At 45.2% G+C, this 26,196-nt stretch carries 25 protein-coding genes; 11 read left to right on the plus strand and 14 right to left on the minus strand.

Annotated elements, in window-relative coordinates:
• Positions 1–36 precede the first annotated feature (36 nt).
• Positions 37–1,005, plus strand: a complete 969-nt coding sequence (locus ACO0KZ_RS09830) for a site-specific integrase (RefSeq protein WP_422994991.1) — start codon at positions 37–39, stop codon at positions 1,003–1,005.
• 56 nt (positions 1,006–1,061) lie between these two features.
• Here the strand turns inward: ACO0KZ_RS09830 and ACO0KZ_RS09835 are convergent, their stop codons facing one another.
• From ACO0KZ_RS09835 to ACO0KZ_RS09855, 5 genes are all read right to left on the minus strand, one after another.
• Positions 1,062–4,205, minus strand: a complete 3,144-nt coding sequence (locus ACO0KZ_RS09835) for an efflux RND transporter permease subunit (RefSeq protein ID WP_422994992.1) — start codon at positions 4,203–4,205, stop codon at positions 1,062–1,064.
• A 57-nt stretch (positions 4,206–4,262) separates the two neighbouring features.
• Positions 4,263–5,819 carry an efflux RND transporter periplasmic adaptor subunit gene (locus ACO0KZ_RS09840; RefSeq protein WP_422994993.1) on the minus strand — a complete coding sequence of 519 codons (1,557 nt, stop codon included), beginning with the start codon at positions 5,817–5,819 and terminating at the stop codon, positions 4,263–4,265.
• A gap of 8 nt (positions 5,820–5,827) precedes the next feature.
• Positions 5,828–7,183: a TolC family protein gene (locus ACO0KZ_RS09845; protein WP_422994994.1), complete on the minus strand. Its 1,356-nt coding sequence runs from the start codon at positions 7,181–7,183 to the stop codon at positions 5,828–5,830.
• Positions 7,184–7,315: 132 nt separating this feature from the next.
• On the minus strand, positions 7,316–7,672 hold the full coding sequence (locus tag ACO0KZ_RS09850; protein WP_212682623.1) for a hypothetical protein: 357 nt from the start codon (positions 7,670–7,672) through the stop codon (positions 7,316–7,318).
• A gap of 52 nt (positions 7,673–7,724) precedes the next feature.
• On the minus strand, positions 7,725–9,986 hold the full coding sequence (locus ACO0KZ_RS09855; protein ID WP_422994995.1) for a heavy metal translocating P-type ATPase: 2,262 nt from the start codon (positions 9,984–9,986) through the stop codon (positions 7,725–7,727).
• 76 nt (positions 9,987–10,062) lie between these two features.
• On the opposite strand from ACO0KZ_RS09855, the gene cadR reads away from it, so the two are divergent.
• The 4 genes from cadR to ACO0KZ_RS09875 all read left to right on the plus strand — a co-directional run bounded on the left by cadR (position 10,063) and on the right by ACO0KZ_RS09875 (position 12,221).
• A complete protein-coding gene (gene cadR / locus ACO0KZ_RS09860; RefSeq protein WP_422994996.1) occupies positions 10,063–10,518 on the plus strand; it encodes a Cd(II)/Pb(II)-responsive transcriptional regulator in 456 nt (151 codons plus the stop codon).
• A gap of 386 nt (positions 10,519–10,904) precedes the next feature.
• Positions 10,905–11,408 carry a MerR family transcriptional regulator gene (locus ACO0KZ_RS09865; RefSeq protein WP_422995293.1) on the plus strand — a complete coding sequence of 168 codons (504 nt, stop codon included), beginning with the start codon at positions 10,905–10,907 and terminating at the stop codon, positions 11,406–11,408.
• Positions 11,408–11,746, plus strand: a complete 339-nt coding sequence (locus tag ACO0KZ_RS09870) for a YnfA family protein (protein WP_315472581.1) — start codon at positions 11,408–11,410, stop codon at positions 11,744–11,746. The genes ACO0KZ_RS09865 and ACO0KZ_RS09870 overlap by 1 nt, the downstream gene beginning before the upstream one ends.
• Before the next feature lie 25 nt (positions 11,747–11,771).
• Positions 11,772–12,221, plus strand: a complete 450-nt coding sequence (locus ACO0KZ_RS09875; RefSeq protein WP_422994997.1) for an HAD domain-containing protein — start codon at positions 11,772–11,774, stop codon at positions 12,219–12,221.
• Between the two features lie 60 nt (positions 12,222–12,281).
• Here the strand turns inward: ACO0KZ_RS09875 and ACO0KZ_RS09880 are convergent, their stop codons facing one another.
• On the minus strand, positions 12,282–12,560 hold the full coding sequence (locus tag ACO0KZ_RS09880) for a helix-turn-helix domain-containing protein (protein WP_422994998.1): 279 nt from the start codon (positions 12,558–12,560) through the stop codon (positions 12,282–12,284).
• A gap of 247 nt (positions 12,561–12,807) precedes the next feature.
• Here ACO0KZ_RS09880 and ACO0KZ_RS09885 point away from each other — a divergent pair, with 247 nt between their 5' ends.
• From ACO0KZ_RS09885 to ACO0KZ_RS09910, 6 genes are all read left to right on the plus strand, one after another.
• Complete coding sequence (locus tag ACO0KZ_RS09885; protein WP_422994999.1) at positions 12,808–13,146, plus strand: hypothetical protein; 339 nt, start codon at positions 12,808–12,810, stop codon at positions 13,144–13,146.
• Positions 13,147–13,148: 2 nt separating this feature from the next.
• On the plus strand, positions 13,149–14,561 hold the full coding sequence (locus ACO0KZ_RS09890; protein WP_422995000.1) for a DEAD/DEAH box helicase: 1,413 nt from the start codon (positions 13,149–13,151) through the stop codon (positions 14,559–14,561).
• A gap of 191 nt (positions 14,562–14,752) precedes the next feature.
• On the plus strand, positions 14,753–15,217 hold the full coding sequence (locus tag ACO0KZ_RS09895) for an HAD family hydrolase (protein ID WP_422995001.1): 465 nt from the start codon (positions 14,753–14,755) through the stop codon (positions 15,215–15,217).
• Positions 15,214–15,399 carry a hypothetical protein gene (locus tag ACO0KZ_RS09900; protein WP_422995002.1) on the plus strand — a complete coding sequence of 62 codons (186 nt, stop codon included), beginning with the start codon at positions 15,214–15,216 and terminating at the stop codon, positions 15,397–15,399. Before ACO0KZ_RS09895 ends, ACO0KZ_RS09900 begins: the two co-directional genes overlap by 4 nt.
• Entirely contained in the window at positions 15,392–16,087 is a 696-nt protein-coding gene (locus ACO0KZ_RS09905; protein ID WP_422995003.1) for a metallophosphoesterase family protein, read from the plus strand. Before ACO0KZ_RS09900 ends, ACO0KZ_RS09905 begins: the two co-directional genes overlap by 8 nt.
• Positions 16,088–16,507: 420 nt before the next feature.
• Positions 16,508–19,489 (plus strand): Tn3 family transposase, encoded by a 2,982-nt coding sequence (locus ACO0KZ_RS09910; RefSeq protein WP_422995004.1) that lies wholly within the window; start codon positions 16,508–16,510, stop codon positions 19,487–19,489.
• Between the two features lie 25 nt (positions 19,490–19,514).
• On the opposite strand, the gene ACO0KZ_RS09915 is transcribed toward ACO0KZ_RS09910, so the two are convergent.
• From ACO0KZ_RS09915 to soxA, 8 genes are all read right to left on the minus strand, one after another.
• Entirely contained in the window at positions 19,515–20,213 is a 699-nt protein-coding gene (locus tag ACO0KZ_RS09915; protein ID WP_422995005.1) for a YeeE/YedE thiosulfate transporter family protein, read from the minus strand.
• 38 nt (positions 20,214–20,251) lie between these two features.
• Complete coding sequence (locus tag ACO0KZ_RS09920; RefSeq protein ID WP_422995294.1) at positions 20,252–20,656, minus strand: DsrE family protein; 405 nt, start codon at positions 20,654–20,656, stop codon at positions 20,252–20,254.
• A gap of 123 nt (positions 20,657–20,779) precedes the next feature.
• Positions 20,780–21,700, minus strand: a complete 921-nt coding sequence (locus ACO0KZ_RS09925; RefSeq protein WP_422995006.1) for an MBL fold metallo-hydrolase — start codon at positions 21,698–21,700, stop codon at positions 20,780–20,782.
• A gap of 153 nt (positions 21,701–21,853) precedes the next feature.
• On the minus strand, positions 21,854–22,114 hold the full coding sequence (locus ACO0KZ_RS09930) for a hypothetical protein (RefSeq protein WP_422995007.1): 261 nt from the start codon (positions 22,112–22,114) through the stop codon (positions 21,854–21,856).
• 180 nt (positions 22,115–22,294) lie between these two features.
• Positions 22,295–22,828 (minus strand): GlcG/HbpS family heme-binding protein, encoded by a 534-nt coding sequence (locus ACO0KZ_RS09935; RefSeq protein WP_422995008.1) that lies wholly within the window; start codon positions 22,826–22,828, stop codon positions 22,295–22,297.
• Complete coding sequence (gene soxB / locus ACO0KZ_RS09940; RefSeq protein ID WP_422995009.1) at positions 22,825–24,549, minus strand: thiosulfohydrolase SoxB; 1,725 nt, start codon at positions 24,547–24,549, stop codon at positions 22,825–22,827. Before soxB ends, ACO0KZ_RS09935 begins: the two co-directional genes overlap by 4 nt.
• 137 nt (positions 24,550–24,686) lie before the next feature.
• The gene (gene soxX / locus ACO0KZ_RS09945) at positions 24,687–25,310 is read right to left on the minus strand and encodes a sulfur oxidation c-type cytochrome SoxX (RefSeq protein ID WP_422995010.1); all 624 of its coding nucleotides are present in this window, start codon (positions 25,308–25,310) and stop codon (positions 24,687–24,689) included.
• A 45-nt stretch (positions 25,311–25,355) separates the two neighbouring features.
• The gene (gene soxA, locus ACO0KZ_RS09950) at positions 25,356–26,165 is read right to left on the minus strand and encodes a sulfur oxidation c-type cytochrome SoxA (protein WP_422995011.1); all 810 of its coding nucleotides are present in this window, start codon (positions 26,163–26,165) and stop codon (positions 25,356–25,358) included.
• Positions 26,166–26,196: the final 31 nt, after the last annotated feature.

Below are 26,196 nucleotides of genomic sequence, written 5' to 3' on the forward strand. Positions count from 1 at the left end.
GGTAAATTACTGATTTCAGATGTAATCATCAAAAACATGAGCAAGATTGATCAATATATTCAAGCAGCCACCCGAGACAACACCCGTCAAAGCTACCAAGCTGCTGTGCGCCATTTTGAAATTGAATGGGGTGGTTTCTTGCCCGCTACGGCCGACAGTATCGCTAACTACTTGGTTGAGTACGCTGAGACACTCGCGATCAATACCTTACGTCAACGTTTAGCCGCCTTGGCACAGTGGCATATTTCGCAGGGTTTTCCAGATCCAACCAAATCACCCGTCGTACGAAAGGTTTTTCGTGGCATACAAGCACTTCATCCTGCCAAAGAAAAACAGGCCAAGCCTCTGCAACTAGACCAGCTTGAACAGGTAGATCGATGGTTGGCATCAGCCATCGAGCGTGCCCGCGCTGAAAGCAGCCGTAGCGCCGAGCTACGCTATGTTCGAGACAGAGCGCTTTTACTACTTGGATTTTGGCGCGGCTTCCGAGGCGATGAACTCACACGACTGCAAGTAGAAGATGTGACGGTATCACCAGGTGAAGGTATGATTTGCTATTTATCACAAACGAAAAGTGATAGAAGGTACCAAGGAACTAGTTTTAAAACTCCAGCCTTATCAAGGCTCTGCCCAGTCGACGCATTTATCGATTGGATTCATACCGCACAATTAACTTCTGGTCCGGTGTTTCGTGCGATTGATCGATGGGGACACCTATCTGAGATCAGTTTGCACGAAGACAGTTTGATTCCTATTTTTCGTTCGGCTTTACACGCGGCCGGAATCGAAGCGGCTAATTTGTATAGCGGCCATTCGCTTCGACGCGGTTTCGCTACTTGGGCTACAGCGAATGGATGGGATCTAAAGACGCTAATGGAATATGTTGGCTGGAAAAATATTCAATCAGCGATGCGCTATGTCGACGTGGCTGATCAATTTTCTCAACAACGTATCGAGCACAGTTTAGGTAAGTCTGCGCCAATACACCAATTAAGTAAGCCTTGACTTCATTAGAACTCCACATGCCATTACCGACCATGTGGAGTAAACCTAAACGACAACTACGCTTCGATTTCTTTCGTGAAATAGGAAGGCACAAGCTTGTACAGCAATGGCAATACCAGTAAGGTCAACAAAGTTGAGGAAATAATCCCCCCGATGACGACTGTCGCTAGAGGTCGTTGTACCTCAGCGCCGGTGCCTGTGGCGATGGCCATTGGAATAAAACCTAGAGAAGCGACTAAAGCAGTCATCAGCACGGGACGCAGTCTTGTTACCGCACCTTCACTAATTGCGGCATCTACATCCATGCCCTTATCAATGAGTGAACGAATATAGGCAATCATCACCAGACCATTCAAGACGGCCACGCCAGATAAGGCTATAAAACCGATACCCGCTGAAATCGATAAAGGAATGTCTCGTAACCATAAGGCGACTATGCCTCCGGTTAATGCAAAGGGTACACCGGTGAAGACTAATAGGCCGTCTCGCATATTGCCAAACATCGCAAAGAGCAGCATAAAGACCAGCACCAATGCGGCTGGCACAAGAACTTTCAGACGATTACTTGCTGACTGTAATTGTTCAAAAGTACCGCCCCAGGTGATCCAATAGCCTGTAGGCATATTAATTTCTTTCCGCATACTCTGTTGGGCTTCAGTCACGAATGACCCTATATCGCGCCCACGGACATTTGCGGTGACGACCACGCGGCGCTTTCCTTCCTCTCGACTGATTTGATTGGGACTCGTTCCCATGCTGACCGTCGCAACATCGCTTAATCGCAAATAACCCGCTTTATCTGGGCTGATACCATCTTTGGGCAAGCGAATTGGCAGGCGTTTAATCGTATCCACATCATTGCGCAAATGATCTGGCAGGCGAACTACAATATCAAACCGACGATCACCCTGAAACATCGTACTAACAGCCTGCCCACCAATAGCGTGACTGATGACTGCTTGAACATCATTGACGTTGACGCCTAAACGAGCGATTTTATCCCGGTCAATTTGAATATTAAGCATCGGCAAGCCAGTTGTTTGCTCAACTTTAACATCGGTCGCACCATCAATCTTAGCCAACACTTGAGAGATTTTTTCAGCAGACTTATTCATGGTGTCCATGTCGTCACCAAATACCTTGACCGCTACATCACTACGGACACCGGAAATCAATTCATTAAAGCGCATTTGAATTGGCTGCGTAAATTCGTAGTTATTTCCCGGCACTTTGGCGACAGCTTCTTGGATTGCCTCAATTAATCCGTCTTTACTTCGTTTTGGCTTAGGCCATTCGTTTTCTGGCTTGAGCATGATGAATGTATCAGCCAAACTTGGCGGCATTGGATCGGTCGCAATCTCTGCTGTGCCAATTTTTGAAAATACCCGTTCAACTTCAGGGAACTTTTGAATAACACGTTCAAGATCCTGCTGCATCTGTACTGCCTGATTGAGGCCAGTACCCGGAATACGCATCGCATGCATCGTGATGTCACCTTCGTTCAGGCTAGGTACAAATTCACTTCCCATACGAGTTAGGAGTAAGCCACTCAAAATGATCGTAGTGCCTGCAATACTGAGCACTAAGGCCTTACTACGAAGTGTCCAATCCAATAATGACTGGTAACGCTTTTGAATACGACTAATCGCGCCGTTTTCTTTTTCAGCGATATTATCGCCAATAAATAGCGCGACGGCGGCCGGAATGAATGTCACTGAAAGTACCATCGCTGCAATCAATGCCGCAACTACAGTAAAAGCCATGGGGTGAAACATCTTGCCCTCGACGCCCGTCAGTGCAAATATAGGCAAATACACCACCATGATGATTAACTGACCGAATAGCAATGGCCTACGTGATTCCTTTGCTGCTTCAAACACTTCGTTAAATCGTTCATGCCGCGTTAATAGCCTGCCATGGTGCAGCTGCGCGTGGGCTAAACGTCGCACGCAATTTTCCACAATGACGACGGCACCATCAATGATAATCCCAAAATCTAATGCCCCAAGACTCATCAGATTTGCACTGACCTTGTTACCAACCATACCGGTGAACGTGAACAGCATTGCTAGTGGAATTACCATCGCCGTAATAATTGCAGCACGGATGTTCCCTAGGAATAGAAACAGAATTACGATCACCAGAACGGCACCTTCAAGCAGATTCTTCTTCACTGTACTAATCGCTTTATCCACTAATATGGTTCGATCATAAACAGTATTAACAATCACGCCTTTTGGCAATGTATGATTAATCTCTTCGATTTTTTTACTGACAGCAAGTGACACCTTCCGGCTATTCTCGCCCATTAGCATAAATACGGTACCCAGCACCACTTCACGACCATTTTCAGTAGCGGCTCCTGTGCGCAACTCCTTACCGATTTCCACATCAGCGACATCTTCAATGCGAATCGGTGTTTCGTGGATGGATTTCACGATGATCTGTTTAATATCTGCAATAGAGTTGAGTTGGCCAGGCGCACGCACCAAGTATTGTTCCCCGCGTCGCTCAATATAGCCAGCACCTATATTGGCATTATTTTTTTCGATTGCGGCAGCGACTTCCTGCCAAGTGACGTCGTAGGCAACGAGTTTTTCTGGTCTGGGAGCAACCAAGAATTCTTTGTTATACCCGCCGATCGTATTGATCTCGGTGACACCTGGGACATTACGTAATTGAGGCTTGACGATCCAATCCTGGATCTCTCGAAGCTCGGTCGAGGAATAAGGTTCGCCGGAGGCATTTAGCGCACCCGGTTTAGCTTCGACCGTCCACATCACAATCTCACCAAGTCCAGTTGAAATCGGCCCCATTGTAGGTTCAACACCTGCAGGCAATTTCGATTTCGCTTCTTGCAGTCGCTCATTGACCAACTGACGAGCAAAATAGATGTCGGTACCGTCCTTAAATACCACCGTCACCTGCGACAAACCATAACGGGAAAGCGAGCGCGTTTGCTGCAAAGAAGGCAGACCTGCCATTACAGTTTCTATCGGAAAGGTCACACGTTGCTCTGACTCTAAGGGTGAGTACCCTGGTAATACTGTATTAATTTGCACCTGAACATTGGTGATATCGGGTACCGCATCGATGGGTAGGCGTTGATAATTGACGATACCCAATGCGGCAAAACACAAGGTCACGGCCAGCACCATCCATCGGTGATCGATGGAAAAGCGAATAAGTTTCTCAAACATAATTTTTACTTTCTGAAATGAATGGAATAATTCATAAGAAGATCATTTGAATCGGAATCAGTCGTCATGACTGGCTGACGACTTACCCAACTCCGCCTTCATCAGAAAACTATTTTTTGAGACATACGTTTCGCCCGCCTGTAAGCCTTTAATTACTTCGGTAAATTTGCCATTAGTCCGACCTAATTCAACTGGTCGTACTTCAAATTGATCACCGACCTTGATAAACACACTGGAGACTTCATTCACACTTTGAATGGCTTCGCTGGCAACAACAACCGGTGTGTTCACCGCGGCAGATTGCACAACCAGATTGACCGGTAGACCGGGGTACCACATACCTTTGGCATTGGACACCACCAAGCGTGCCATCGCACTTAGGGTCTGATCTCCCACCACTGAGCCGACGTAGCTCACTTTTCCGGTGGTATTGGATTCAAAAGCCGTTGCGCTTATCGTTGCTTTTTGTCCGACTTTAATTAGTCCTAATTCTTTCGCAGGAATCACCGCTTCCACCCACACCGTATCCAGATTGGTCACCGTAAAGATCATGGCATCTTCTTTCAATACTTGTCCCATCGCGATATTTTTTTCTGTGATGGTGCCATTAATGGGAGACCGAATTTCTAGACGTGTGAGTGATCCGCCAGTCGTGTTTGAAGGGGAGTTCGCTCCTAAAGCGGCTAATTTTTGCTCTGCACTTTGACGTGTGATCTCGGCTTCCTGTAGGGCGTTTTGTGCCGCTAGATAGTCCTGCTCGGCAGAAATCTTTTCTTCCCATAATTTCTTTTCTCGCTCAAAATTTTTCTTCGCTAATGCAAACCGTTTTTGTGCCGCCAGCACTTCACTACGTTGATCCGCTAAAAGCTGACTGGAAATGACCGCTAGTACCTGTCCTTGTTTGACCTTATCTCCCGCATTCACCAATACATGCTCTACCAATCCCGTCAGGCGTGGCACGACATGCACCGTGTTGTCAGCATTTAAACGAATTTCACCTAACAGTGACATCGTGCTTTGCAACAGCATCGGTCCAGCAACTTGCGTCTCTATCCCGTTATTTTTGCGTTGCTGCTCACTCATTTGTACGCGACCTTCGATCTGTTCATAGTGAAAATCGTAGGTCTTTTGATTCAATGTCGCCTTAATTTTGACATCAAAGGAATGCGGCTCTTCAAGTTCGTCCGTACTGGTCAAATAGTCCTGCTCAGGCTTGAATCGATACGTTTGCACTTCCTGACCTAAGCGCTGCACTAAGATCGTCACATCGTTAGCACTTGGTGCCAACGCTTTGCCATTTTGGTAGGGATAGAGTCGAAAGACGGGTACAGAATCTACTTCAAAAATAGTGACCTCTAAGGCATAAGTGCCTTGCGTAAATAGGCGTCCGCCATGAGGGCCTTTCTGATCATTCGCTCGTTCTTCTCCCGCTTTTTCTGCATGCTCTCCCGCATGACTAGCTTTCTCGTGGTCTTCTGTTTTAGACGTCGGCTTATTTGAAAAAAGGATAGCAGTCGCTAAAACAACGCCGACCACAAGAACGATGACCACGGCAATCGCCTGATTCCGATATTTGAGGGGTGATGATTGTGTCAGTTGAGATAAAAATTTCATGATTATTCCTAAAATGAGTCAGTCGCTGGATAGAATTCAAACGCCTGATCATTCAGCAGTCTTTGAATATCCGCTGCGGCAAGATGGGCATCGCCACAACTACGTAAATATTGTGCTTTTGCAGCCAAGAGAGAGCGCTGCGCATCGAGTACGTCTAAGAAACCGAATTTGCCAAATTCAAAGCCCTTTAGCGCGAGGTCAAAGGCATTTTGGGCGCTAGGCAGAACGTCTGCTTTGCTTAGCTGTGCCTCGTCGACCGCAAATCGGAGTCGCTGCTGAGCTTGCATCAATTCATTTCGCACACGAATCTGTGTCGACTGCAGTTCGTCTTTCGCTTTATCCAGACGACTGATGCTTTCCTGCACATTGCCCTGATTACGATCAAACAGGCTAATCGGTATAGAAACGCCGATCATAGGCTGCTGTCTTCCGGTCAGTTGTTCCCGTTTGGCACCTAGGCTTAAAGTGATATCTGGAATTTGTTTGCTGCGCTCTACATCGGCTATCGCAGCGCGTTTTTCCACCTCTATTTTTGCTTTGATGATCTGTGGTGATTGCATTAGTTGCTTTTCCACATCCAAGCTATCAGGCACCACAGGTAAAGTATCAAAACGTCCCACCAATTCAATGGATGAAGTCGCGTTATTGCCGATCATAGAGTGCAATCGTTGGCGTGCAATCACTAATTCACTCTCGGATTTCGCTAACTCAAGCTGCGCGCTGGACTGCGCCACCCGCGCCTTGCTCTCTTCTAAGGGCGCCACTTTACCCACAGTGACTTGTTTTTTAGCTGCACTGTAAGCGCGCTGTGTTAGCTCCAATGAAGTGAGCGCCAATCGTTGACGCTCTTGTGCAATCAGCACCTCATTAAAGCGCGTTGTAACGGTGGCCCGAATCTCGTTCAACATTATGGTGAATTCGATTTTAGCGATATTCAAACCGCTTTCGGCCACCGATAGGCGGGCACGCCTTTTGCCACCAAGTTCGATCGCTTGATTGAGTTGCCAGGTTGTATTGCGATTTTCAGTTCGGGCGTCTTCCATCATCGTGACCAGTTCGGGATTACGTAGTAAGCCTGCTTGACGTAAGCTTGCCTCGGTCGCCGCTATCTCTCGTTTGGCGGCAGCAACATCCGGATGGTATTGCTGGGCCAAACGTAGGGCTTCTCGCAAACTCAAACGACTATTCACGTCGTTATTTGGATCTTGATTTGTCGGTTGTCTAGCTACGAGCATTTGCGTACTCGCTTGATCTTTTATGTTGGTAATAGTCTGTAATGTCTGCGCCACAAGGTATGCGGGTGATGACGTAAGTAATACAACCGCGAGCCACGACAACGTGGGCGGCAAAAGCAATTTTTGCATGGAACTCCCCTGAAATAATTCCTGAAACTATTCTTAAAATGAAGCGATAGGAAAAATCCGGTCGTGCACTGTCAACCCTTGGATCTCAATACAAAAGAAAATAATGAAGAATGACAGTGAATTGGCGCCGGATTAAACGACGCGCATCCATTTGGGACGTTCTGGCTCTGCCAAAAACGGTATGGGAAGTTGAAGTTGTGTGAGCGATCGGGAATCTTGACGTCCTAGATCATCAAATGGACATACTTGTGCATCAGCAGTCATTGAAGCGCCGTGATGACATGTCGTACAATCTGGATGCGACACAGGTTTCTGATTGCCTGTCTTATTCTTTTGATCCTCTTGATCCGCAGTGTGATGTTGGTGAGGATGATGCCCAAAATGTTGCGTGGATTTATCTGTTTCATGCTGACAGAAAGCACTTGCCGCCGTCCAACTTAGTTGGAAGGTCAACGCAAGGACTAACAGGATGATCCATTTTTTATACATGACGCGAATTATATACCTGATCTGTTTCTCTATTGGATGACAAATTTGTTATCTATAATGCTGATTTCGCAGCAAGCTTGGATGCGGGAAGTTTGACTAAGCGTAAGCCATTAAAAATGACTAACAAGCTTGCCCCCATATCCGCAAAAACCGCCATCCAAAGACTTGCAGAACCAAAGACTGCAAGTACTAAGAAAACAACTTTTATCCCCAACGCTAAACTAATGTTCTGTTTCAGAATGCGGGAGGTACGTTGACTCAATTGAATAAATTGAGGGATCTTACGCAGATCATCATCCATTAATGCCACATCGGCCGTTTCCAATGCGGTATCCGTCCCAGCGGCACCCATCGCAAATCCAATATGGGCTTTGGCCAGTGCTGGGGCATCATTAATACCATCGCCCACCATCCCGACGTGACCATATTGTGTTATCTCTTGCTGAATAGCCGCTAATTTATCCTCTGGCAATAAGTCGCCACGCGCGTCGTCAATACCGACCAGCTTGGCAATCGCCTTAGCCGTGAGCGTATTGTCACCAGTCAGCATCACGGTACGCACGCCCATCGCATGTAGTTCGGCAATGGCTTGTCGGCTAGTTTCTCGAACTGTATCGGCTACGGCAACCATCAGAAGTGGCGCTGTTTCATTACAGAGAATGACCACAGTTTTTCCATCACCTTCAAAGGTGCGTAAAGTCGCTTCCAGGCTCGTGTTACAGATACCTAATTGTTCAACCATTCTATGATTGCCTAAGTAAAACCACTGATCATCCACACGTGCTTTTACACCACGTCCCATCAAAGCTTCAAACTGAGATACTTCAGTGAGAGAAACTGTAGGAAATTGCGTTTTCCAATACCGACTAATGGCACCGGAGACAGGATGGTCTGAACGGTTCGCTAAACTTGCCGCAAGCCCTAAATGGGCGTTGGTATCCCCTTGAAGTGGCGTGATATCGGTGACACTAGGCTTCCCCAACGTAATGGTGCCGGTTTTATCCAGTGCAAGCACTTTCAAATTACGACCGTCTTCCAGGTAAACCCCACCTTTAATCAAGATGCCCGCTTTAGCTGCTGCGGCAAGTCCACTCACTACGGTCACTGGTGTTGACACCACGAGCGCACAAGGGCAAGCAATCACGAGAAGTACTAATGCTTTATAGACCCACACCGACCACAATAATCCGAAAAAGACAGGCGGCACAATCATGACTGCCAACGCTAACAAGAAGACCACAGGTGTGTAAATTTTGGCGAATTGATCCACAAAACGTTGTGTAGGCGCGCGACTCGCCTGCGCTTCTTCAATACGCACAATAATGCGTGCCAACATCGAATCTGATTTTGTGGAAGAGACACGATAGAGAAAGGAACCGCTTTGATTAATCGTCCCAGCAAACACTTGATCGCCAACATTTTTTGCGACCGGTATACTCTCTCCTGTAATGGGTGCCTGGTCAATCGCAGATGCCCCCTCAGTCAATATGCCATCAAGCGGAACGCGCTCTCCGGGTGCGACCCGTAGAATTGCCCCAATTTGAATTTGGTCAGTTCCTACGGTGAGCCAAGTACCATCAGCCTGTTTCACCGTCGCTTGTTCGGGCGCCATTGCCATTAATCCCCGAATGGCATTGCGAGCACGGTCTAAGGATAAGGCTTCGATCATTTCTGACAGGCTAAACAAAGCCATCACCATTGCCGCCTCTGGCCATTGCCCGATGATCACAGCACCTGTAACAGCAATTGCCATCAGGGCGTTAATGTTTAAATTGAGATTGGCAAGCGCAATCCATCCTTTTTTATAGGTGCCAACGCCACTGATGAGAATGGCAAATAAGGATAGCGCAATCACAGCCCAACTTGATTCGTTTCCACTCACCCAGGCAATCACTTCTGCCGCAATTGCGCTGGCAACACCCAAACCAATCAACCACCATGATTTACTGCTCGTAGGGGATGTGCTTGGGTGTTGTTGGGCTTGCGTCGCCGTATCGACCAGCTCGGCTTGCATACCGATTTCCTGTAATGCTTGCTGAATCGGTTTTTCATCGGTTAGTCGATGTTCGACTGTGAGTTTTCGCTCTAACAAATTAAATTTAAGCTGCGTAATGCCTTCAACAGAAGTCAGTTTCTGACGAATCAAAGTTTCTTCCGTTGGACAATCCATGTTCGCAATTCTATATACCACCGATGATGCACCGACGGCGGAGGGTGACTCCGGTGACGTTGCAGTGATTGGCGGTGTATCCCCACAAGCGCAGTCATGTTGATTACTGCTACGAATGGATGTTTCCTCAGTTGTGGATGACATAAAAGCTCCTTAGGGCGTATAGTGCCATTAGAAACCCTGTAGTAGGTATAGGGTCAAGCATTATTTTGCGATGAGGATGAATCGAATGGAATTAAAGATTGGTGAACTCGCAAAACGATCTGGTTGTCAGGTAGAAACCATTCGTTTTTATGAAAAGGAAGGCTTACTTCCTCCAGCCATACGCTCGCAAGGAAATTATCGTTTGTATGGTGACAGCCATGCTGAACGACTTTTATTTATCCGCCACTGTCGATCATTGGATATGACCTTGCATGAAATCCGCCAGCTTTTACTTTTTAAGGATGCGCCTCAGGAGACCTGTACGGAAGTGAATCAAATTTTAGATAAACATATTGACCATGTTACACATCGCATTCATGAATTGACCGAGTTACAAAAGCAACTGACGCAATTACGTAGTCTTTGCCATAATTCCAACGCAGGCAAAGACTGCGGCATTTTGCATAACTTGGCTACGACAGAAGGTATGCCAATAAAAAAACTGGGCAGTCATGGGGAAGGCTGCCATTAACAGTTTAGTGAAAACCCTTTTAAGACGTATTGCACTGGCTTTCACACTTGCAGTCTCTTTTGCATTTTTGTTGCACAAATCGTTTTCTTATCATGACGAATACCCCAATACCTATACCTGTGATTGGGATGAAGTGCCATATCGACAGTTCATCAAGATATGCAGCTAAACCCATAGATACACCAATTGACGCAAGTAATGGCGCTATTAGTGGCAGGCAGCACAAGCCACACCCCGCAATAATTACCGCGGCAGCACCTAATGCAGTGCGCCATGACTTGCTCTTCGTTACTTCCATATCCATCTCCTTAAAAATGAAATTGTTTTACCAAAATTGCAAGGTACATGCTAAAGTAACTTGAGGTACAAGCTTTATTTTTGAGATGATGAACAAATCTATACTGACAATCGGGCACTTATCCAAACAGACTAAGTGCAGTGTGCCGACCATTCGATACTATGAAGAAATTGGTCTTTTGCCCCAATCTGAGCGGGCATCGAATGGGCATCGTTTCTATCATCAAGAAGACATTCAACGATTGCGCTTTATTAAACGCTGCCGCGATTTTGGTTTTCCGATTGAGCAGGTGCGTCAATTGGGTCAGCTTTTAGAGGATGGTGAGCGCACTTGCGTAGAAGTAAGAGATCTGGCACAGCGTCATCTTGATGAAATCCGAAAGAAAATAGCTGAAATGCGTGAATTAGAAAAAACGTTGAATGCTTACGTCTGCGCCTGTAACGCTGGCTGTGTCGACGGGCAAACAAAATACTGCTCCATCATCGAAACTTTACAGGTGCCTGTCATACCGCAGAGACGACCTGAGGACAGCATCCAACTAGCTACAAATCCTGATTCTTTTTCCGTCCCTGAATTAAAGCGAGGCCGTTAATGGAGTTAAATGACATCGGAAAATCTTTCGCTTTATTTGTCGCAACGGCCATTGCCGAACTCATTGGCTGCTATTTGCCGATGTTGTGGCTCACTGGCAAAGGTACAGCTTGGCTATTGCTCCCGGCGGCAGCGAGCTTAGCCGTGTTTGTTTGGTTATTGACTTTGCATCCAGCAGCTAGTGGCCGGGTCTACGCAACCTATGGTGCCGTATACATTGCCACAGCCATTGCATGGCTTTCTGTTGTAGACGGCATTAAGCCAACCTGGAATGATTATCTTGGGGTAGCCGTTGCCTTGCTCGGTGCTGGAATCATCATAATTGGACACAAATCCTGACAGCCTTTAGTCTTTAAAATTATTCATGATTTTATTTCTTGATTTTGATGGCGTATTGCATCCAGAACCTTGCTACGACCAAGAAAAACTATTTTGTCATCTGCCAAAATTAGAAAAGGTCTTGATTGATTTTCCGCAAGTTAGGATTGTCATTAGCAGTACCTGGCGCGAGACGCGCACAATTGACACCTTGCGTGACTTTTTTTGCGTTGAGATCCGTCATCGAATCATCGGGGTTACGCCAAGTTGGCGTGATTACCCTGAATTAATGGATCGCATTGGATTTCAACGACATGTGGAAATTGAGGCGTGGCTACGAAATTCTGGGGAACCCTGGGCGCCATGGCTTGCGATCGATGACAAACCTTACTTGTTTCGGCCTTTTTTGCCCACTTTAATTAAAACAGAATCAGGTATTGGTTTTAACGAAAGCACTGAAATAAAATTGCGTGCCTTGCTAGCTGCTTCGCAATAAGGCAGCGACTTTCTGAAAATAACCTAGAAATGTTCGCGCAAGTGAATGTAGCGCAATCAATTATCTTTTAGTCGATTTCTTCTTGACTGGATTTTGCTCAGATATCGACTGAATGATGATTTCTAACCCTTCGTGCGGATCGGCGCCGATCGCCTGACAGTATTTAATGAACTCGACTAGTTCAATCTTCTTCCTATCTTGCTCCATTTTGCCAACGCTAGTGAAATGTGCGCCGATGAGTGGTGCCAACTCGCGTAATGTCAATGAAGATAACGCACGTCTTTGCTTCAACCAAGAGCGAAGCTTTTCATAATGAGGTGAGTAGGATGAAGTTTTCATTGTAGCGATAGTAGAGACACGTTACAATGTAGCGAAATTCGATACAAATACTTGACGCAAAATGAAGCATAGAAAATTCAAAAAGGAAGTCATTGATACATTTCAGCTTCTAGCTGGAAAGACATTTACCATCGGGCAAGCGCTTGATGTGTATATGTCTACACCTTCCAAAATTCACTCAGATCCAAAATCAGCAAGACAATTTGTACATCGAAATATTTTGCGATTCCTATCAACGGGCGACATTGTGCAAATGAACTCTGAAGGACGAGCGCACAAATACAAAATAACGGAGCAGTTCAGTGCACGAATCGCAGGGTCAATCGCCCCTGTTGTGCATGAACAAAAAGAACCCCCAGTGCAAAAAAACGCACTTAAAAAAAATCTCACTGAGCGATTGAATCAACAAAAGCTGATGTTACTCACCGCAATAGGCGAAGCCGAGGAATACGACGCTATCTATAAAGAGCTCCCTGAAATTGGCGCGCAGATTCAAGAGCTCTATAACGAATCGAGAGATCGATACTCGAAATTATTGGGTAAAGTAAAAGCGATTGAAAACCTGATCGCACTAAGTTCCCAATAAACATGAAACTGAGAACATGGCAGTCAGCTTGCATTGATCGTGCATGGCGTAAATTCGCGACTGTAGAAAATCATTTCCTTTGCTTAGCAACGCCCGGTGCTGGAAAAACCGTTATGGCATCGATGCTAGCCAATAAGCTTTTCCTTGAGAATAAGATCGACCTTGTCTTGTGTTTCTCACCGTCGGTCGCCGTAGCCACTAATTTTGAGTCATCGCTATCGACGCATACACATTCGCGAATGGACGGGCTTCTGGGTTCAAAAGGAAGATCATTGACTTACCAAGGAATGCTTCATCTTGATGAGTCATTTTGGAGCTTATTTGATGCCAATCGCATATTCGTGATCTTTGACGAAATTCATCATTGCGCTGGTGATGGCCCTGAAAATTCGAATGCCTGGGGACAAAAGATCATCGAAAACATTCAAGGTCGTGCGACATACACCTTGGCATTGACTGGAACGCCATGGCGGTCAGATCAAATCCCCATTGTTTTGGCTCGCTATTGTCAAGATAATCGAATTCACTGCGATTACGTTTATGGATTGCCGCAGGCCGTTGCAGACAACGTCTGTAGAACACCTCAGATTACCTTGATAGATAACGATAACGTGATCGTTAAGCACAATGGTGAGAACTTTAAGTATTCGTCGTTCGGACACCTACTGAAAGATTCAAAGTGTTCCTATCAGCAGTTGATCGAGAACGAAGAACTCATTACCTACCTTTTAGGCAAATCGTCTGACAAGTTAGATACGATCAGGAAACAAATTCCCAATGCCGGTGGACTCATTGTTGCTGCCACGGTTGAGCACGCCAATAAAATCGTCAGGATTCTCGAAGAGAAATTCAACGAACAAGCTTATATCGCGACATACCGCGTCGATGATCCGCAGCAGGTCATCAGTGAGTTCAAGCACAATTCAGAAAAATGGATCGTGGCTGTTGGGATGATAAGCGAGGGAACCGACATTCCTAGATTACGCGTTTGTTGTCACCTCACGAGAGTGAAAACTGAACTGCATTTTCGTCAGGTCCTTGGCCGAATACTTCGTAGCAATGGCGAAGTTAAAAGCGATGCGTTTCTCTACATGCCAGCAGAGCCGGATTTAATTGAGTACGCAACTAGGGTAGCCCAAGAAGTCCCAGAAGGTTTGACCGTAAAATTTGATTCGATGTCCAAACCTAGAGGCGAAGTAAAACCAAATCCAAACTTGGAAAATCATGGTACGTTCAATTCGGGAATCACCTTGAACATAGGACGGACATTCGACAAGCCATCACATTTTGTGTCTAATATTCATATGAATCATGGACGTTCATCTCTGGCTGATACCTATGAAGCGAGTGTGAATATTTTTGGTAAATTTAAGCAGGAATTAATTGCTACCCGGCTCGGACTTTCTATAAGATAGAGTCGCGAGAAAGAATCGATAAAAACTATCAATACAATACATGTCTAAACAGATTATTGCCCTAGATGGATGGCGTATTACTGGATTATCATGTCGCATATCGCAACGCTTGGCATAAAGCATTTAACCATCTTACTGCCTTAAAAGATCAAAACGCCTATTGGCCGATAGACCGATGGGATGTGCGCAGATTGGAAGGCGTTGAATTGGCACATTTTAGACGCTTTTTTAACGAAGAATTTTGGGGAACTGTTCCTGCAATCGATGGTGCAATACATGCCTGCAATCAATTGCACGATGCGGGATTTGAGCTAGTCTGTGTCAGCGCCATTGAGTCAAAATTCGAAAGCGCACGATTAGAAAATTTGATGAACCTTGGTTTTCCCATTCGACGGGTCATTGCAACTAGCGGTATCACTGGGGCAATCAGTCCTAAAGCAGCTGCTCTACGTCTGCTAAAACCACTTGTTTTTGCCGATGATTTCCTTCCTTATCATCGAGGTGTTCCTCCGAGTATACATCGAGCATTAATCACTCGTGAAACGAATGGCACACCTAATATTGGTGACGAGCTAGGGAACATCGATTCAAGTCACCAAAATCTACTTGCGTTTAGCGATTGGTGGCTAGAAAATTCAACCAAATTATCATCATGAGTTTAACGGAAAAATCATTGGATAAATGGGAAGCCACACTGATCGATGCAGGCGATGGAAGTGGCGATGGGTATGTCGAGTTTCCCAAGGAACTTCTAGAGAAACTTAATTGGCATGAAGGTGATGCTATCAATATCGATATCGTAAATGAGCAATTGCTTCTCACAAAAGTAAATGGGTGATCTATTCTTTTGTGGGGATACCCACGGTGAGTTTCAACATGTGATTGATGCAGTGAAATTGCATCGACCTGTGGCGATTATTTTTTTAGGTGACTTGCAAGCCAAGCGACCGTTAGAAGTCGAACTTGAAGAAATTACCGACCTGACCGAAGTCTGGTTCATTCATGGAAATCACGACACAGATTCCGATGCTGACTATGACCATCTATTTAGCTCAAATCTAGCCAACCGAAACTTACATGGCCGCGTGGTTGAAATTGGCGGGTATCGGATTGCCGGCCTCGGTGGCGTTTTTAGAGGTCAAGTTTGGATACCACCAACCGATCCCAAATTCGATTCACAAGAAGACTACGCACACCATGGCGGCAAGGGAAATTTGTGGCGAGGAGGACTCACCAGAAAACATCGCAGTACCATTTTCCCGATCGACTATGCTTCATTAGCTAGTCAAAAAGCAGATATTTTGGTGACGCATGAGGCGCCTAGCTGTCATCCCCATGGATTTCCCACAATCGATCAACTTGCTCGATCGATGGACGTAGGTTGGAGTTTTCATGGACATCATCATGACGACTACGATTACAAAAAGGCGTGGAAATCTCTCGGCTTCAATGCCTATGGCGTTGGACTATGCAGCATAGCGCGGTTTGATAGCATCGCTACTTTCATCTTAAGCGCCAGAAAGTAGCTTTAAAATATTCGATGAATCGCAAATAGCGTTGCAATTAGACTGGGCAATCGATCGATTATGAGGACTGACATTCGCACCAGGAAGTGATCCTGCTTAAAGTAGTCGAGGGCACTTTTGCCAGATACAGCTTTCTTCATAATTTTCCTAAGATGTAAACTTGACGTTATTTTCATTAAAAGTCGTCTTAGAAACCTGTGCGTGAATTTCTCTCGACTTGGTCCGTCGCCAAATTAGAAATACTCTTTAGAATCAAATTGATACTAAACGGTATCATCAAGATACACCCTAACCGAACTGTCTTTTTGGTACTACGAAAATTGCGCAGTAAATTAGAGTTTTGTTTGCTGTGGAAGTAATAACGAAGGATAATTTTTTAGCAAAAATTCCCTTTGACATTTTTTTCAGTGAGTTAATTTGATGAGTAGCGTGAATGAAACAGCTTATCCGCGTCTTAATACAGAAATATCAGAAAAAGAGCTCATTGCCCAATTCACGCCTACTACGAATGAAATTCAGATCATCTCTTCTCAATACAGGCAAGTCGCTACACAGGCAATCTTACTTATTCAACTAAAATTGCTTCAGCGGCTAGGTAATTTCATTGCAGTTACCGAGATACCACAAGTAATTATTGAACATATATGCCAACGGTTAAAAACACGGACACCACTGAAACGTGTTTTAGTTAAGTACGAGCTGTCAGGCAGTAAATGGATACATCAAAATTTCTTACGTAATTACGTCAACATTAGGGAACTAGCGCAGTCTGACCAAGACTGGTTGTTCGACGTCGCAATTCAGACGGCACACACAAAACAAGAAATCGCGGACATCATCAATGTCTTGATCGAGGAATTGGCTCACCATAGATTTGAATTGCCAAGTTTTTCCTTTTTATCCCGTATAGCAACCAAAGCACGGAAAGAATACAACGACCATATATATAAAAAGGTTATGGCAGCGATGACCGAAGACCAGCGTATTCGTATTGATGATCTTTTAATCAGGCGTGGGGGTAGGACTCGATGGGATTTATTAAAACGCGAACCCAAACGTCCTGGCGTTAAAGAAGTCGCTAGCTATTTGCAACATATTCAGGAACTGACACAGCTTCACGAGAATTTACCTGACACGTCCTTCCTATCAGTACCCAAAAAAACTCAGCTGGTGACTGAAGCGAGAGCTCTAAATGCATCCGATATGGGCGAAACAAAACAGGCCAAACGATACACCTTAGCGGTTTTACTGATTCAAGCGCAGTTACAAAAGGCCATGGACGATGTTGCAGACATTTTTATTAAAACTATTCGTAACATGCATCATGTCGCTGAAGGTAAACTAAGTGAGTATCGTGCTCAGCATGTCGATCAAACAGAACTCTTAATTAGTCAATTTCGCGACGTACTTACGGTTCTCCAAAATGAAACTCCTGACAATGATCGTCTGTTGCAAGTAACAAAAGTTCTAGAGGGTGATCCTGAACCATGGATTATTCGATGTGACGAGCATCTGGCCTATGCAGGCAACAATTATTATCCTTTCATGCTTCAAGTTTATAGGGGTAAGCGAGGTTTGCTTTTTCAATGCCTTGACGCACTTTCTCTCAAATCTAGTTCACAAGATGAATCTTTGCTTGCCGCACTAAGTTGGATGCGCCAATTTCGATCCAGTCACCGAGAATACGTTTTTGCAAATAAATTTGACATTAATATCGAAAAATTGGATTGGATACCCGATAAATGGAGACGCCTTATCCTAAGTAGTTCGCAAGTTTCTGGGAATGATTTATGCATCCATAGAAAGTATTTTGAGCTATGTGTATTTTCTCAAATCATGCAAGAACTAAAATCAGGCGATATCTATATCGAGCATAGTGATCAGTACGACGACTATCGAACTCATCTTATTAGCTGGGAAGAATGTCGTAAGGAGATCATGAATTACGGTGCAGTTGTCGGTCTCCCAATGGATTCTGAAAAGTTCGTTGATAAGTTACGTGATGACCTTAGGGATGTGGCACATGAGGTTGATCAACGATTTCCGGATAACGAACATGTGGCAATCTCAAGTGATGGCTTAATCATTCGACGCACCGAACGCAACCTACCACCGCCTAATTTGGAAATCATTGATCAAACGATCACTGAGCAGATGGAGACTGCGAGTATTTTGGACATATTAACTGAGACAGAACAGTGGTTAGACTTGCACACGATCTTTGGTCCATTATCAGGTTTTGAGTCAAAAATTGATGATCCGAGGAAGCGCTTTATTTCAACTTTATTTTGCTATGGATGTAATCTTGGCCCGACCCAGACGGCTCGCTCAGTTAAAGGATTAAGTCGCAAGCAGGTTTCATGGCTCAATTTGCGGCATGTTACCGAAGAACGATTAGAGCGGGCGCTAGTCAAAGTGATCAATTCTTATAATCGTTTTGCTCTACCTAAGTATTGGGGCTCGGGAAAAAGCGTCTCAGCCGACGGTACTAAGTGGAATGTCTATGAACAAAATTTACTTTCTGAATACCACATTCGTTATGGTGGTTATGGTGGTATTGGCTACTACCATGTCTCTGATATGTATATTGCGTTGTTCAGCCGTTTTATTCCTTGCGGTGTATATGAAGCGGTACACATCCTTGATGGACTTATGAACAATGAATCGGATATCCAGCCAGATACGGTCCATGGAGATACACAGGCTCAAAGTGCACCAGTATTTGGATTGGCCTATCTGCTTGGAATAAATTTAATGCCGCGCATTCGGAACATTAAGCAACTAACATTTTTCCGGCCTGAGAAAGGCGAACAATTCCCACATATTAATAGTCTTTTTAGAGGTAATATCGACTGGGAACTTATTGAATTACATTACCCTGACATGCTACGTGTGGCAATCTCAATTAAAGCAGGGAAGATCACTCCATCAATGATATTGAGGCGATTAGGTACCTATAGCCGTAAAAATAAACTGTATTTTGCATTTCGAGAACTTGGCAGGGTTGTGCGTACCCAGTTTCTCTTAAAGTACATTAACGACATAGAGTTGCGCAGGACTATTCATGCGGCAACCAATAAAAGTGAAGAGTTCAATAACTTCACCAAATGGCTATTTTTTGGCGGTGATGGAATTATTGCGGAAAATATTCGCCATGAACAAAGGAAAGTCATCAAATACAATCAACTTGTCGCCAATATGGTGATATTGAACAATGTTCATTGGATGTCTAAAAAGCTTAAAGAAATGCAGGAGAAGGGATACCCTGTAGATGATGACGTACTAAAAGGCCTATCACCTTATCGTTTCAGCCATATCAATCGATTTGGAGACTACACACTAGATGTAAATCGAAAAGTTCCTCCAATTGACTACAAGATTGATTTCAAATTGAACCGATGATTTGAAAAAATTCTGAATTCCTTATTTAATTCAATAAGTTAGGTGCATTTCTGCGGAATTTTAAGGAATCCCGGCCGACCCTCAAGGTCACCGATAGGCCGGCACCGATACCACCTAGCCATTTCCAAATGGTTCCACCGCTGCGTATTGAAAAGAATAGCGCTGCGCAAAGCCAAATAAGACCAAAGACGACACCACCCCAATTACCCACACCAAGGATCGCTAAGAGATCGCGTGAACTACCACCCTCCACTGTCCACCAGCCGCTGATGATGTTGCGCAGAGGTGCCAAGGCGCCTGATAGGGACGCTTGCGCAGCGACCGCAAAGACTAACCCTGATAACAGTGCACGTAAATTACCATTGGCAGATAGTATTAAGAGACGACTAGCACAGCCTCGTGTCAAAATCATTCCAGCACCGAACAAGAGACCGCCGACTAAGGCGCCTGAGATGCTTCCTTTTGACGCCAATTGACGAGCACTGCTGAGATCAATACTGTGATTGAGAATCAATACTTGTATGGTCACAACAGCACTAGAAAATGCAAGCAACCAAACTGATAGTTTTTCACCGAATTGCCTATGCCAGAACTCGATGACGGCTGCACGAAGACAAAACTTTGAACGTTGGGCAAAAAAACCAAACATCAGACCGATGCATGCGCCACCCCAGGCCAATACCTTAGGTTCGCCAAAGCGTTCAAACAGTGTTGCGAGATCCAAGTAAGCTCCCATGCAGATTGACTCATTTCAGAAACAATTTAGGGTTTGATGTAAGCGAAACCTTCGTGTATCTGCAAGCGAGCTACTTCGGCAACGCCTGATGGCACCAGAGAGGCTTCAGGTAGTAGCTTAGATTTGTCGATCTTGCGACTGACCAAGGTATTGTTGCAGACCCGAAACTCAACTTTACGCGCCGCCAACTCCTGCACTGCAATCTCGTAAGGGTTGCCATTTTTATCGGCCGCACCTTCGAGTAAAAAATCTATGCCAGGCCCGTGCGTTACGAATACTATTTTTGCTTTGGGACTTTGATCCAAATGATTGCGAGCGTTGCGCAATGCTGCCGTTGCGTTAGCGCTATCGCTGACGTGATAAATCACTTTTTCTTCGCGCTCTGCGGCAAATCCTGTGATGGCGATGACACATAACATCGCAGCGCTCATCCATTTTGTGAAGATTTTCATGTCGATTCCTTACTAGTACGTTGATAAAGGTAGTGCTTTGATCACTTGCGTATGTTAATTGGATCTAGAGAGCGAGATAGGGACGAGAAGCACAATGCGACTTCACTTTTTTTCTAAACTTTCTTTTTCCATCAATATATAGGTGCCAAATGCGTTCAAACGGTTGGCGGCTTGAAACGCAGGCATTTTCTCAAACAGCGACCAATCAGTTTTTTGATAGACCTCCTCAAAACTCATTAACTCTTGAACAGCGGCTCCCATTTTTTCACGTAGAAACTCAAGGTACTTTTTGGTCATTTGAATGTCCTCAATGGTATTGATCGAGTGTTTTCCATGACCTGGGATGACTACGACAGGTTTGACGTCAAGCAAGCGGTCGAGCGTTGATAACCAAACACGGCTATCGGCATTGCCAACAAAAGGTATTCGACCGGAAAAATAAATGTCACCTGCGAACAAGACTTTTTCATTCTCTACAAATAGCAAGATATCCTCAGATGAGTGCGCACCGCTGCTATCAATAATTTGAAAGTTCATACCGCCCAAGCTGAAGGCATAAGGTTTCTTGTCTTCAAAATTGAGCCAAACATCTGCGGGCAGTACTTTGGTTTTGTCGTCGACCCATGGAAATAGTTCTGCTTTTCTTTGTTCCAATCGTTGCAGCGCCAGGTCGGAAGATATATAGAGTTTGCCGCCTTCGTGAGCGATTAGTTCAGCACCGATTTTTTTTAAAGCCTGTAATCCATAAATATGGTCGGCGTGGTAGTGCCCGACGATGACTTTCTTTATCGGTTGCGATGTCACTTTTTTGATGGCAGTAATCATCGCCTCACCTAGTACCGGTGTTGCTAAGGCATCATAAACCACTACGCCAGCCTTAGTCACGACGAAGCCGGCGTTTGACATAAAGCCTTTGTTGGCGGCACTCGCCACACCGGATTCGCCTTGAAAATAATAGACGTGAGGCGATACCTGAATTGGCGTTAAAGTTATTGCTGGTGCGACGACTCCAGCGTGTGCCAAAAATGAGACTGCGCACAACAGCGACGCCGCACACAAAAAAGCAAGTTGATTGATTCGCTGAATAATTGCATTCCTCGTTACCTTACTCGCTACGTTATTCATCGATTGGTTTGGTCGTATCATTATTTAACTTTCGCTAGTCACAGCGTTAATTTATTCGTTGAGCGCTGCGTTACGTATGGCAATCTCTATACGTTGGTCCAAATAGGCACCGTAGAATCCAGATTGATTTAGACCAATTAATGGCTCTGCCATTACCTGCATTTGGTGGTTGATAAAGACCGCCGTTGGAAAAAAGTTGACCTTTAAAATCTTTAAAAATTCTTTCACTGGCATAGGTTTTCCATCTCCGTCAATCAGATTGTTTGCGATGTCGGTCACTAGCTCGCGAATCACGATTCGGTTTTCTCCCATTGTTCTGGAAAGTGGAGATAGATAATTAGTGCTAACTTCATGACAGAAACGGCAGTCTGAGCGCGACAATAACAAGATCAGTGGTATTTTGAATTTTTTGATGTGAGCAAATTCTGTACGTAAGTCTTTCAAAGATGAAAGTGATTTTGGCTCGCTCATGTCCGAATAGAAAATTGGGGGTTAATTGAGATCAATAGCGTCTTGAATCGCAGCCACACCCGCCTTGGCGCAATCATCATCCATATCGCCACCCGGCGCGCCGGATACACCGATGCCACCAATAATACTGCCGGCCTCTTGTATCAGCAAACCGCCACCGATCATGGCCACGTTTGGCAAGTTTCGAATGCCGCTATTGGCTTGATTGTAGGCCGTGAGCTTGACCAACTCTGTAGTGGAATTTTTAAAGCTCACCGCCGTCCATGCCTTGCGTGTTGCGGCATCGAGCGTGTGCATACCCGCTAAGGTATCACGTAACGTGACCAACACAAGACCAGATCGATCCACCACGGTCACCGCAACCATAGCGCCGCGTTGCTGGCAGGTCTTGAGCGCCGCATTGGCTGCCACTTGTGCAGCCTCCAAAGTTAAACTTGAGGATTTCGTGCTTGCCTTGAGATCATTCGCAGCTAAAACCGTGGGTGAAAGAGCCGCAGTACCTAGCCATGAAATCGTGACGATGGTGGCAATCAATGATGTAGTAGTGGTTTTCATAGTGCGATCCCTGGGTTACCGTCCATACCAATAATTGTTGGTTGATTTAAGGTTCTGGCTTTGATCACTTTGTGTGATTTCAAATAAGTTTCCATTACATCCCAAATCGGCTCACCTTTTACGCCTTCTGCAACCGGAGCCCAGCTCGCAACCTTATAGATTTTATTCGCTTCGATGGCTTTGCCGTTCAGCATCATGTTATTGATACGTGCACCCGCTTTCGCATTGGGCGTGCAAGAGTAGTGCAAACCACCAACCCGCACCATATCGCCGCCTTGTTGAAAATAAGGGTCAGGATTAAAAAGATTGTCGCAGACATCTTCCAACACGGTTTTAATAGTCTCACCTGACATGTCGGTAAGCGTAGTGGATGGATAGGTGATGGCAACCTGATCCATTAAGTGTTCACGAGTAATTGTTTGTCCCGGCAGTATAGTCGTCCCCCAACGGAAGCCCGGTGAGAAAGCGATCTCTGCGCCCTTCACTTCCATCAAGGCATCGACAATGAGTTGATCCCAAGAACCGTTAAAGTTACCTCGTCGATACAGCATGCCTTCACTAACGGCCAGTTTTTCTTCGAGCTTGTCTTTATAGGGTGCGCGAACTTTATTGATCAGCGCTTGCATTTCTTTATCGGCAGGTAATAAATTAGAAAAAACGGGTAATAAACGATACTTAAAACCTTGAACTTTTCCATGTCGAACATCAAGATCTAACACGCCCAAAAATTTACCATTGGAGCCAGCATTGGTCACCAGGGTTTGTCCTTTTGCATTATGTACGACACTTGGAATCGGAATTCCATCATGGGTATGGCCGCCCATAATGGCATCGATGCCGGTGACCCGTGATGCCATTTTTAAATCAACATCCATGCCGTTATGCGATAACACAATGACCGCTTGCGCGCCCTTTTGACGGGCTTCGTCAACCATTTTTTGCATGTTATCGTCTTGGATACCAAACGACCAATCGGGCACCATATAACGAGGGTTTGCAATCGGGGTGTAAGGAAAGGCTTGGCCGATAATCGCTACGGCCACGCCATTCATTTCGCGAATCACATAAGGCTCAAAAACTTGGTCACCAAAATCCGTGGTCTTGACGTTCTGTGCAAGAAAATTAATTTGCCCTTTAAAATCCTTGTCGATAATTTCTTTGACTCGATCCGCGCCTAGGGTAAATTCCCAATGCGGAGTCATTAAATTCACCCCCAGCAATTTACAAGCATCCACCATATCCTGACCCTTAGTCCACAATGCCGTCGCTGATCCTTGCCAAGTGTCACCACCATCCAATAGCAAGGCATTCGGGCGACTGGCACGTATCTGTTTAATCAAGGTTGCCAAATGAGCGAAGCCCCCTACTTTGCCGTAGGTTTTAGCGGCGCGTTCAAAATCGAGATACGTGAAAGCATGCGCTTGTGCTGTATGCGCTTTAATACCGAATTGTTTTAATAAATTTTCACCGACTAAATGTGGCGCTTTTCCTAAGGCACCTGCTACGCCAAGATTGACATTAGGCTCACGAAAATAAATAGGCATTAACTGCGCATGACAATCAGTAAAATGCATGACGCTCACATTACCGAATGCTGGCAAGTCATAAATGCGCTCATTCGCACCAGGTTGGGCCGCCAATATATCTTCGCTACCAATTGCCATGCCGCCAGCACTTGCCACCGCTAACACTTGTAAAAATTCACGTCGACTAATACTCATTTTGAATTCCTTTTGCTTTTTCTGCATGCGTTGCGGCATCTGCTGGACATGCGCAGCATGCTCAGCAACAGGTGCACTTTACAAACTTTCGTATTGACTGACCTATTTACCTAGACTTGGATAAGCTAGTAATTGACTTACTGGTTGATAGGTGACTGTGGATCAAGCAACAAAGCCATAACGTCTTTCATTTGCTGTTCATTCAGAATGCCACCAGCACCATAGCGCGGCATTACTGAACAAGCATTGTAGGCATGTGAACTATACAGTTTGGTCCAAGTGTATTTCACAATGTCTTCAGTTGGTCCGCCACGCAATTTACCGTATTCAGAAAGACTAGGACCGATGTTTCCATAGGCGATTTCGGTTTTTGAGATTTGGTGGCACGCATAACAATTACCGCCATTCACTGTTTTTATGTCATCTGAAAACTGTAATCCGCGACCATTTTGTGCAATTTTTTCGCCCTCTTTCCAATCCCCTAAATACTTGCCATCAGCGGGAAACTTCACTGCATCTAGCTCAGCTTTTTCTAGCTTATCTCGAAGCGTTATAGGCATCTCTTTTTGCGCGTACTCGGAACAGTTTTTTTGCAACTCAGATTGATCTAATCGATCCAGTCTGGCGATACTTTTTTCCGCAAAAGAGGCTTTGAATGCGGCTAAATCTTGTGCTGCATCCGGCACTGTCATCACGGTGGCGCATGCGCTGACTAATACCGTGGCGGTCACTAACGCAGAAATTTTATATTTTGTTTTCATGATTTTTCTCTATGATTTTAAGATAGGTGGATACGCGTGAGTTTATTAGCGTTTTAAAGCTGGGGCATCCATCGTTCCATCTTTCGCCATGACACCTAAGAAGGTAATCAGGTCTATCGATGTCAGAGATCCGTACTTCAAATCAGGAAAGCGTTGTTGGCGAAAACAATCATTCAAACGCCATTGCATCGTTCTTACAGCACCTTGGCTGACGCGATAAGCGGGCCATGTCGCGAAGGCTTTTTGCGCTTGTGTACCATTGAGTAAGTTAGGTAAATCTTGTAGACGAATTCGCTTTCCATCCGAGGCGTGACATGAGGCGCAATTAAAATCGAAGGGGCCGCCACGATAGAAGAACGCTTTTTCGCCACGTGCGTAGGCCTCTTTTTCTTTAGGATGATTTTGCGGCACATTGATCTTAGTGCCTCGCGATTCGGCGACTGCATATGACGTTAAGGCTTCTAGATCGGTAGCCCTATCACCTTGGGCAGAAAAAGGCTTTTTGATGACCTCTTCGCGCGTGAATCCTTGCAGACTCACCATGCAGTGCACTAGACGCGATTCAAAGTCCATCACCGCATCAACATCTTTAAAGTAACGGGGCATCTCAGCATAAACGCCTTTGATGACGCCCGCACCTTTACCAAAATCACATTTTTCCAAACTAACATTTTTCGGCCCACGCTTAGTCATCCATAAAACCTCGCCTTGGCCTTCGACTAATTCAGCGGGATTTCCGTCTGCCAGCATCGCCCTGTACTTAGCGATTTCATCCGATGCAGACTGCGCGAAAACCAGATTAGATGTGAGCTGACACAGTACCAAAAGACCTAGGTAGATATAAGATTTTTTCATGCTTGTCTCGTTTATATTTTGTGATTAAGGG

The sequence above is a fragment of the Undibacterium sp. Di24W genome, assembly GCF_049340325.1.
Lineage (GTDB): Bacteria > Pseudomonadota > Gammaproteobacteria > Burkholderiales > Burkholderiaceae_D > Undibacterium.

Coding starts and splice junctions, on each gene's coding strand:
- ACO0KZ_RS09830 (WP_422994991.1), top strand. CDS start 37: ATGAGCAAGATTGATCAATATATTCAAGCAGCCACCCGAGACAACACC.
- ACO0KZ_RS09835 (WP_422994992.1), bottom strand. CDS start 4,205: ATGTTTGAGAAACTTATTCGCTTTTCCATCGATCACCGATGGATGGTG.
- ACO0KZ_RS09840 (WP_422994993.1), bottom strand. CDS start 5,819: ATGAAATTTTTATCTCAACTGACACAATCATCACCCCTCAAATATCGG.
- ACO0KZ_RS09845 (WP_422994994.1), bottom strand. CDS start 7,183: ATGCAAAAATTGCTTTTGCCGCCCACGTTGTCGTGGCTCGCGGTTGTA.
- ACO0KZ_RS09850 (WP_212682623.1), bottom strand. CDS start 7,672: ATGTATAAAAAATGGATCATCCTGTTAGTCCTTGCGTTGACCTTCCAA.
- ACO0KZ_RS09855 (WP_422994995.1), bottom strand. CDS start 9,986: ATGTCATCCACAACTGAGGAAACATCCATTCGTAGCAGTAATCAACAT.
- cadR (WP_422994996.1), top strand. CDS start 10,063: ATGAATCGAATGGAATTAAAGATTGGTGAACTCGCAAAACGATCTGGT.
- ACO0KZ_RS09865 (WP_422995293.1), top strand. CDS start 10,905: ATGAACAAATCTATACTGACAATCGGGCACTTATCCAAACAGACTAAG.
- ACO0KZ_RS09870 (WP_315472581.1), top strand. CDS start 11,408: ATGGAGTTAAATGACATCGGAAAATCTTTCGCTTTATTTGTCGCAACG.
- ACO0KZ_RS09875 (WP_422994997.1), top strand. CDS start 11,772: ATGATTTTATTTCTTGATTTTGATGGCGTATTGCATCCAGAACCTTGC.
- ACO0KZ_RS09880 (WP_422994998.1), bottom strand. CDS start 12,560: ATGAAAACTTCATCCTACTCACCTCATTATGAAAAGCTTCGCTCTTGG.
- ACO0KZ_RS09890 (WP_422995000.1), top strand. CDS start 13,149: ATGAAACTGAGAACATGGCAGTCAGCTTGCATTGATCGTGCATGGCGT.
- ACO0KZ_RS09900 (WP_422995002.1), top strand. CDS start 15,214: ATGAGTTTAACGGAAAAATCATTGGATAAATGGGAAGCCACACTGATC.
- ACO0KZ_RS09905 (WP_422995003.1), top strand. CDS start 15,392: ATGGGTGATCTATTCTTTTGTGGGGATACCCACGGTGAGTTTCAACAT.
- ACO0KZ_RS09910 (WP_422995004.1), top strand. CDS start 16,508: ATGAGTAGCGTGAATGAAACAGCTTATCCGCGTCTTAATACAGAAATA.
- ACO0KZ_RS09920 (WP_422995294.1), bottom strand. CDS start 20,656: ATGAGCGCTGCGATGTTATGTGTCATCGCCATCACAGGATTTGCCGCA.
- ACO0KZ_RS09930 (WP_422995007.1), bottom strand. CDS start 22,114: ATGGGAGAAAACCGAATCGTGATTCGCGAGCTAGTGACCGACATCGCA.
- ACO0KZ_RS09935 (WP_422995008.1), bottom strand. CDS start 22,828: ATGAAAACCACTACTACATCATTGATTGCCACCATCGTCACGATTTCA.
- soxB (WP_422995009.1), bottom strand. CDS start 24,549: ATGAGTATTAGTCGACGTGAATTTTTACAAGTGTTAGCGGTGGCAAGT.
- soxX (WP_422995010.1), bottom strand. CDS start 25,310: ATGAAAACAAAATATAAAATTTCTGCGTTAGTGACCGCCACGGTATTA.
- soxA (WP_422995011.1), bottom strand. CDS start 26,165: ATGAAAAAATCTTATATCTACCTAGGTCTTTTGGTACTGTGTCAGCTC.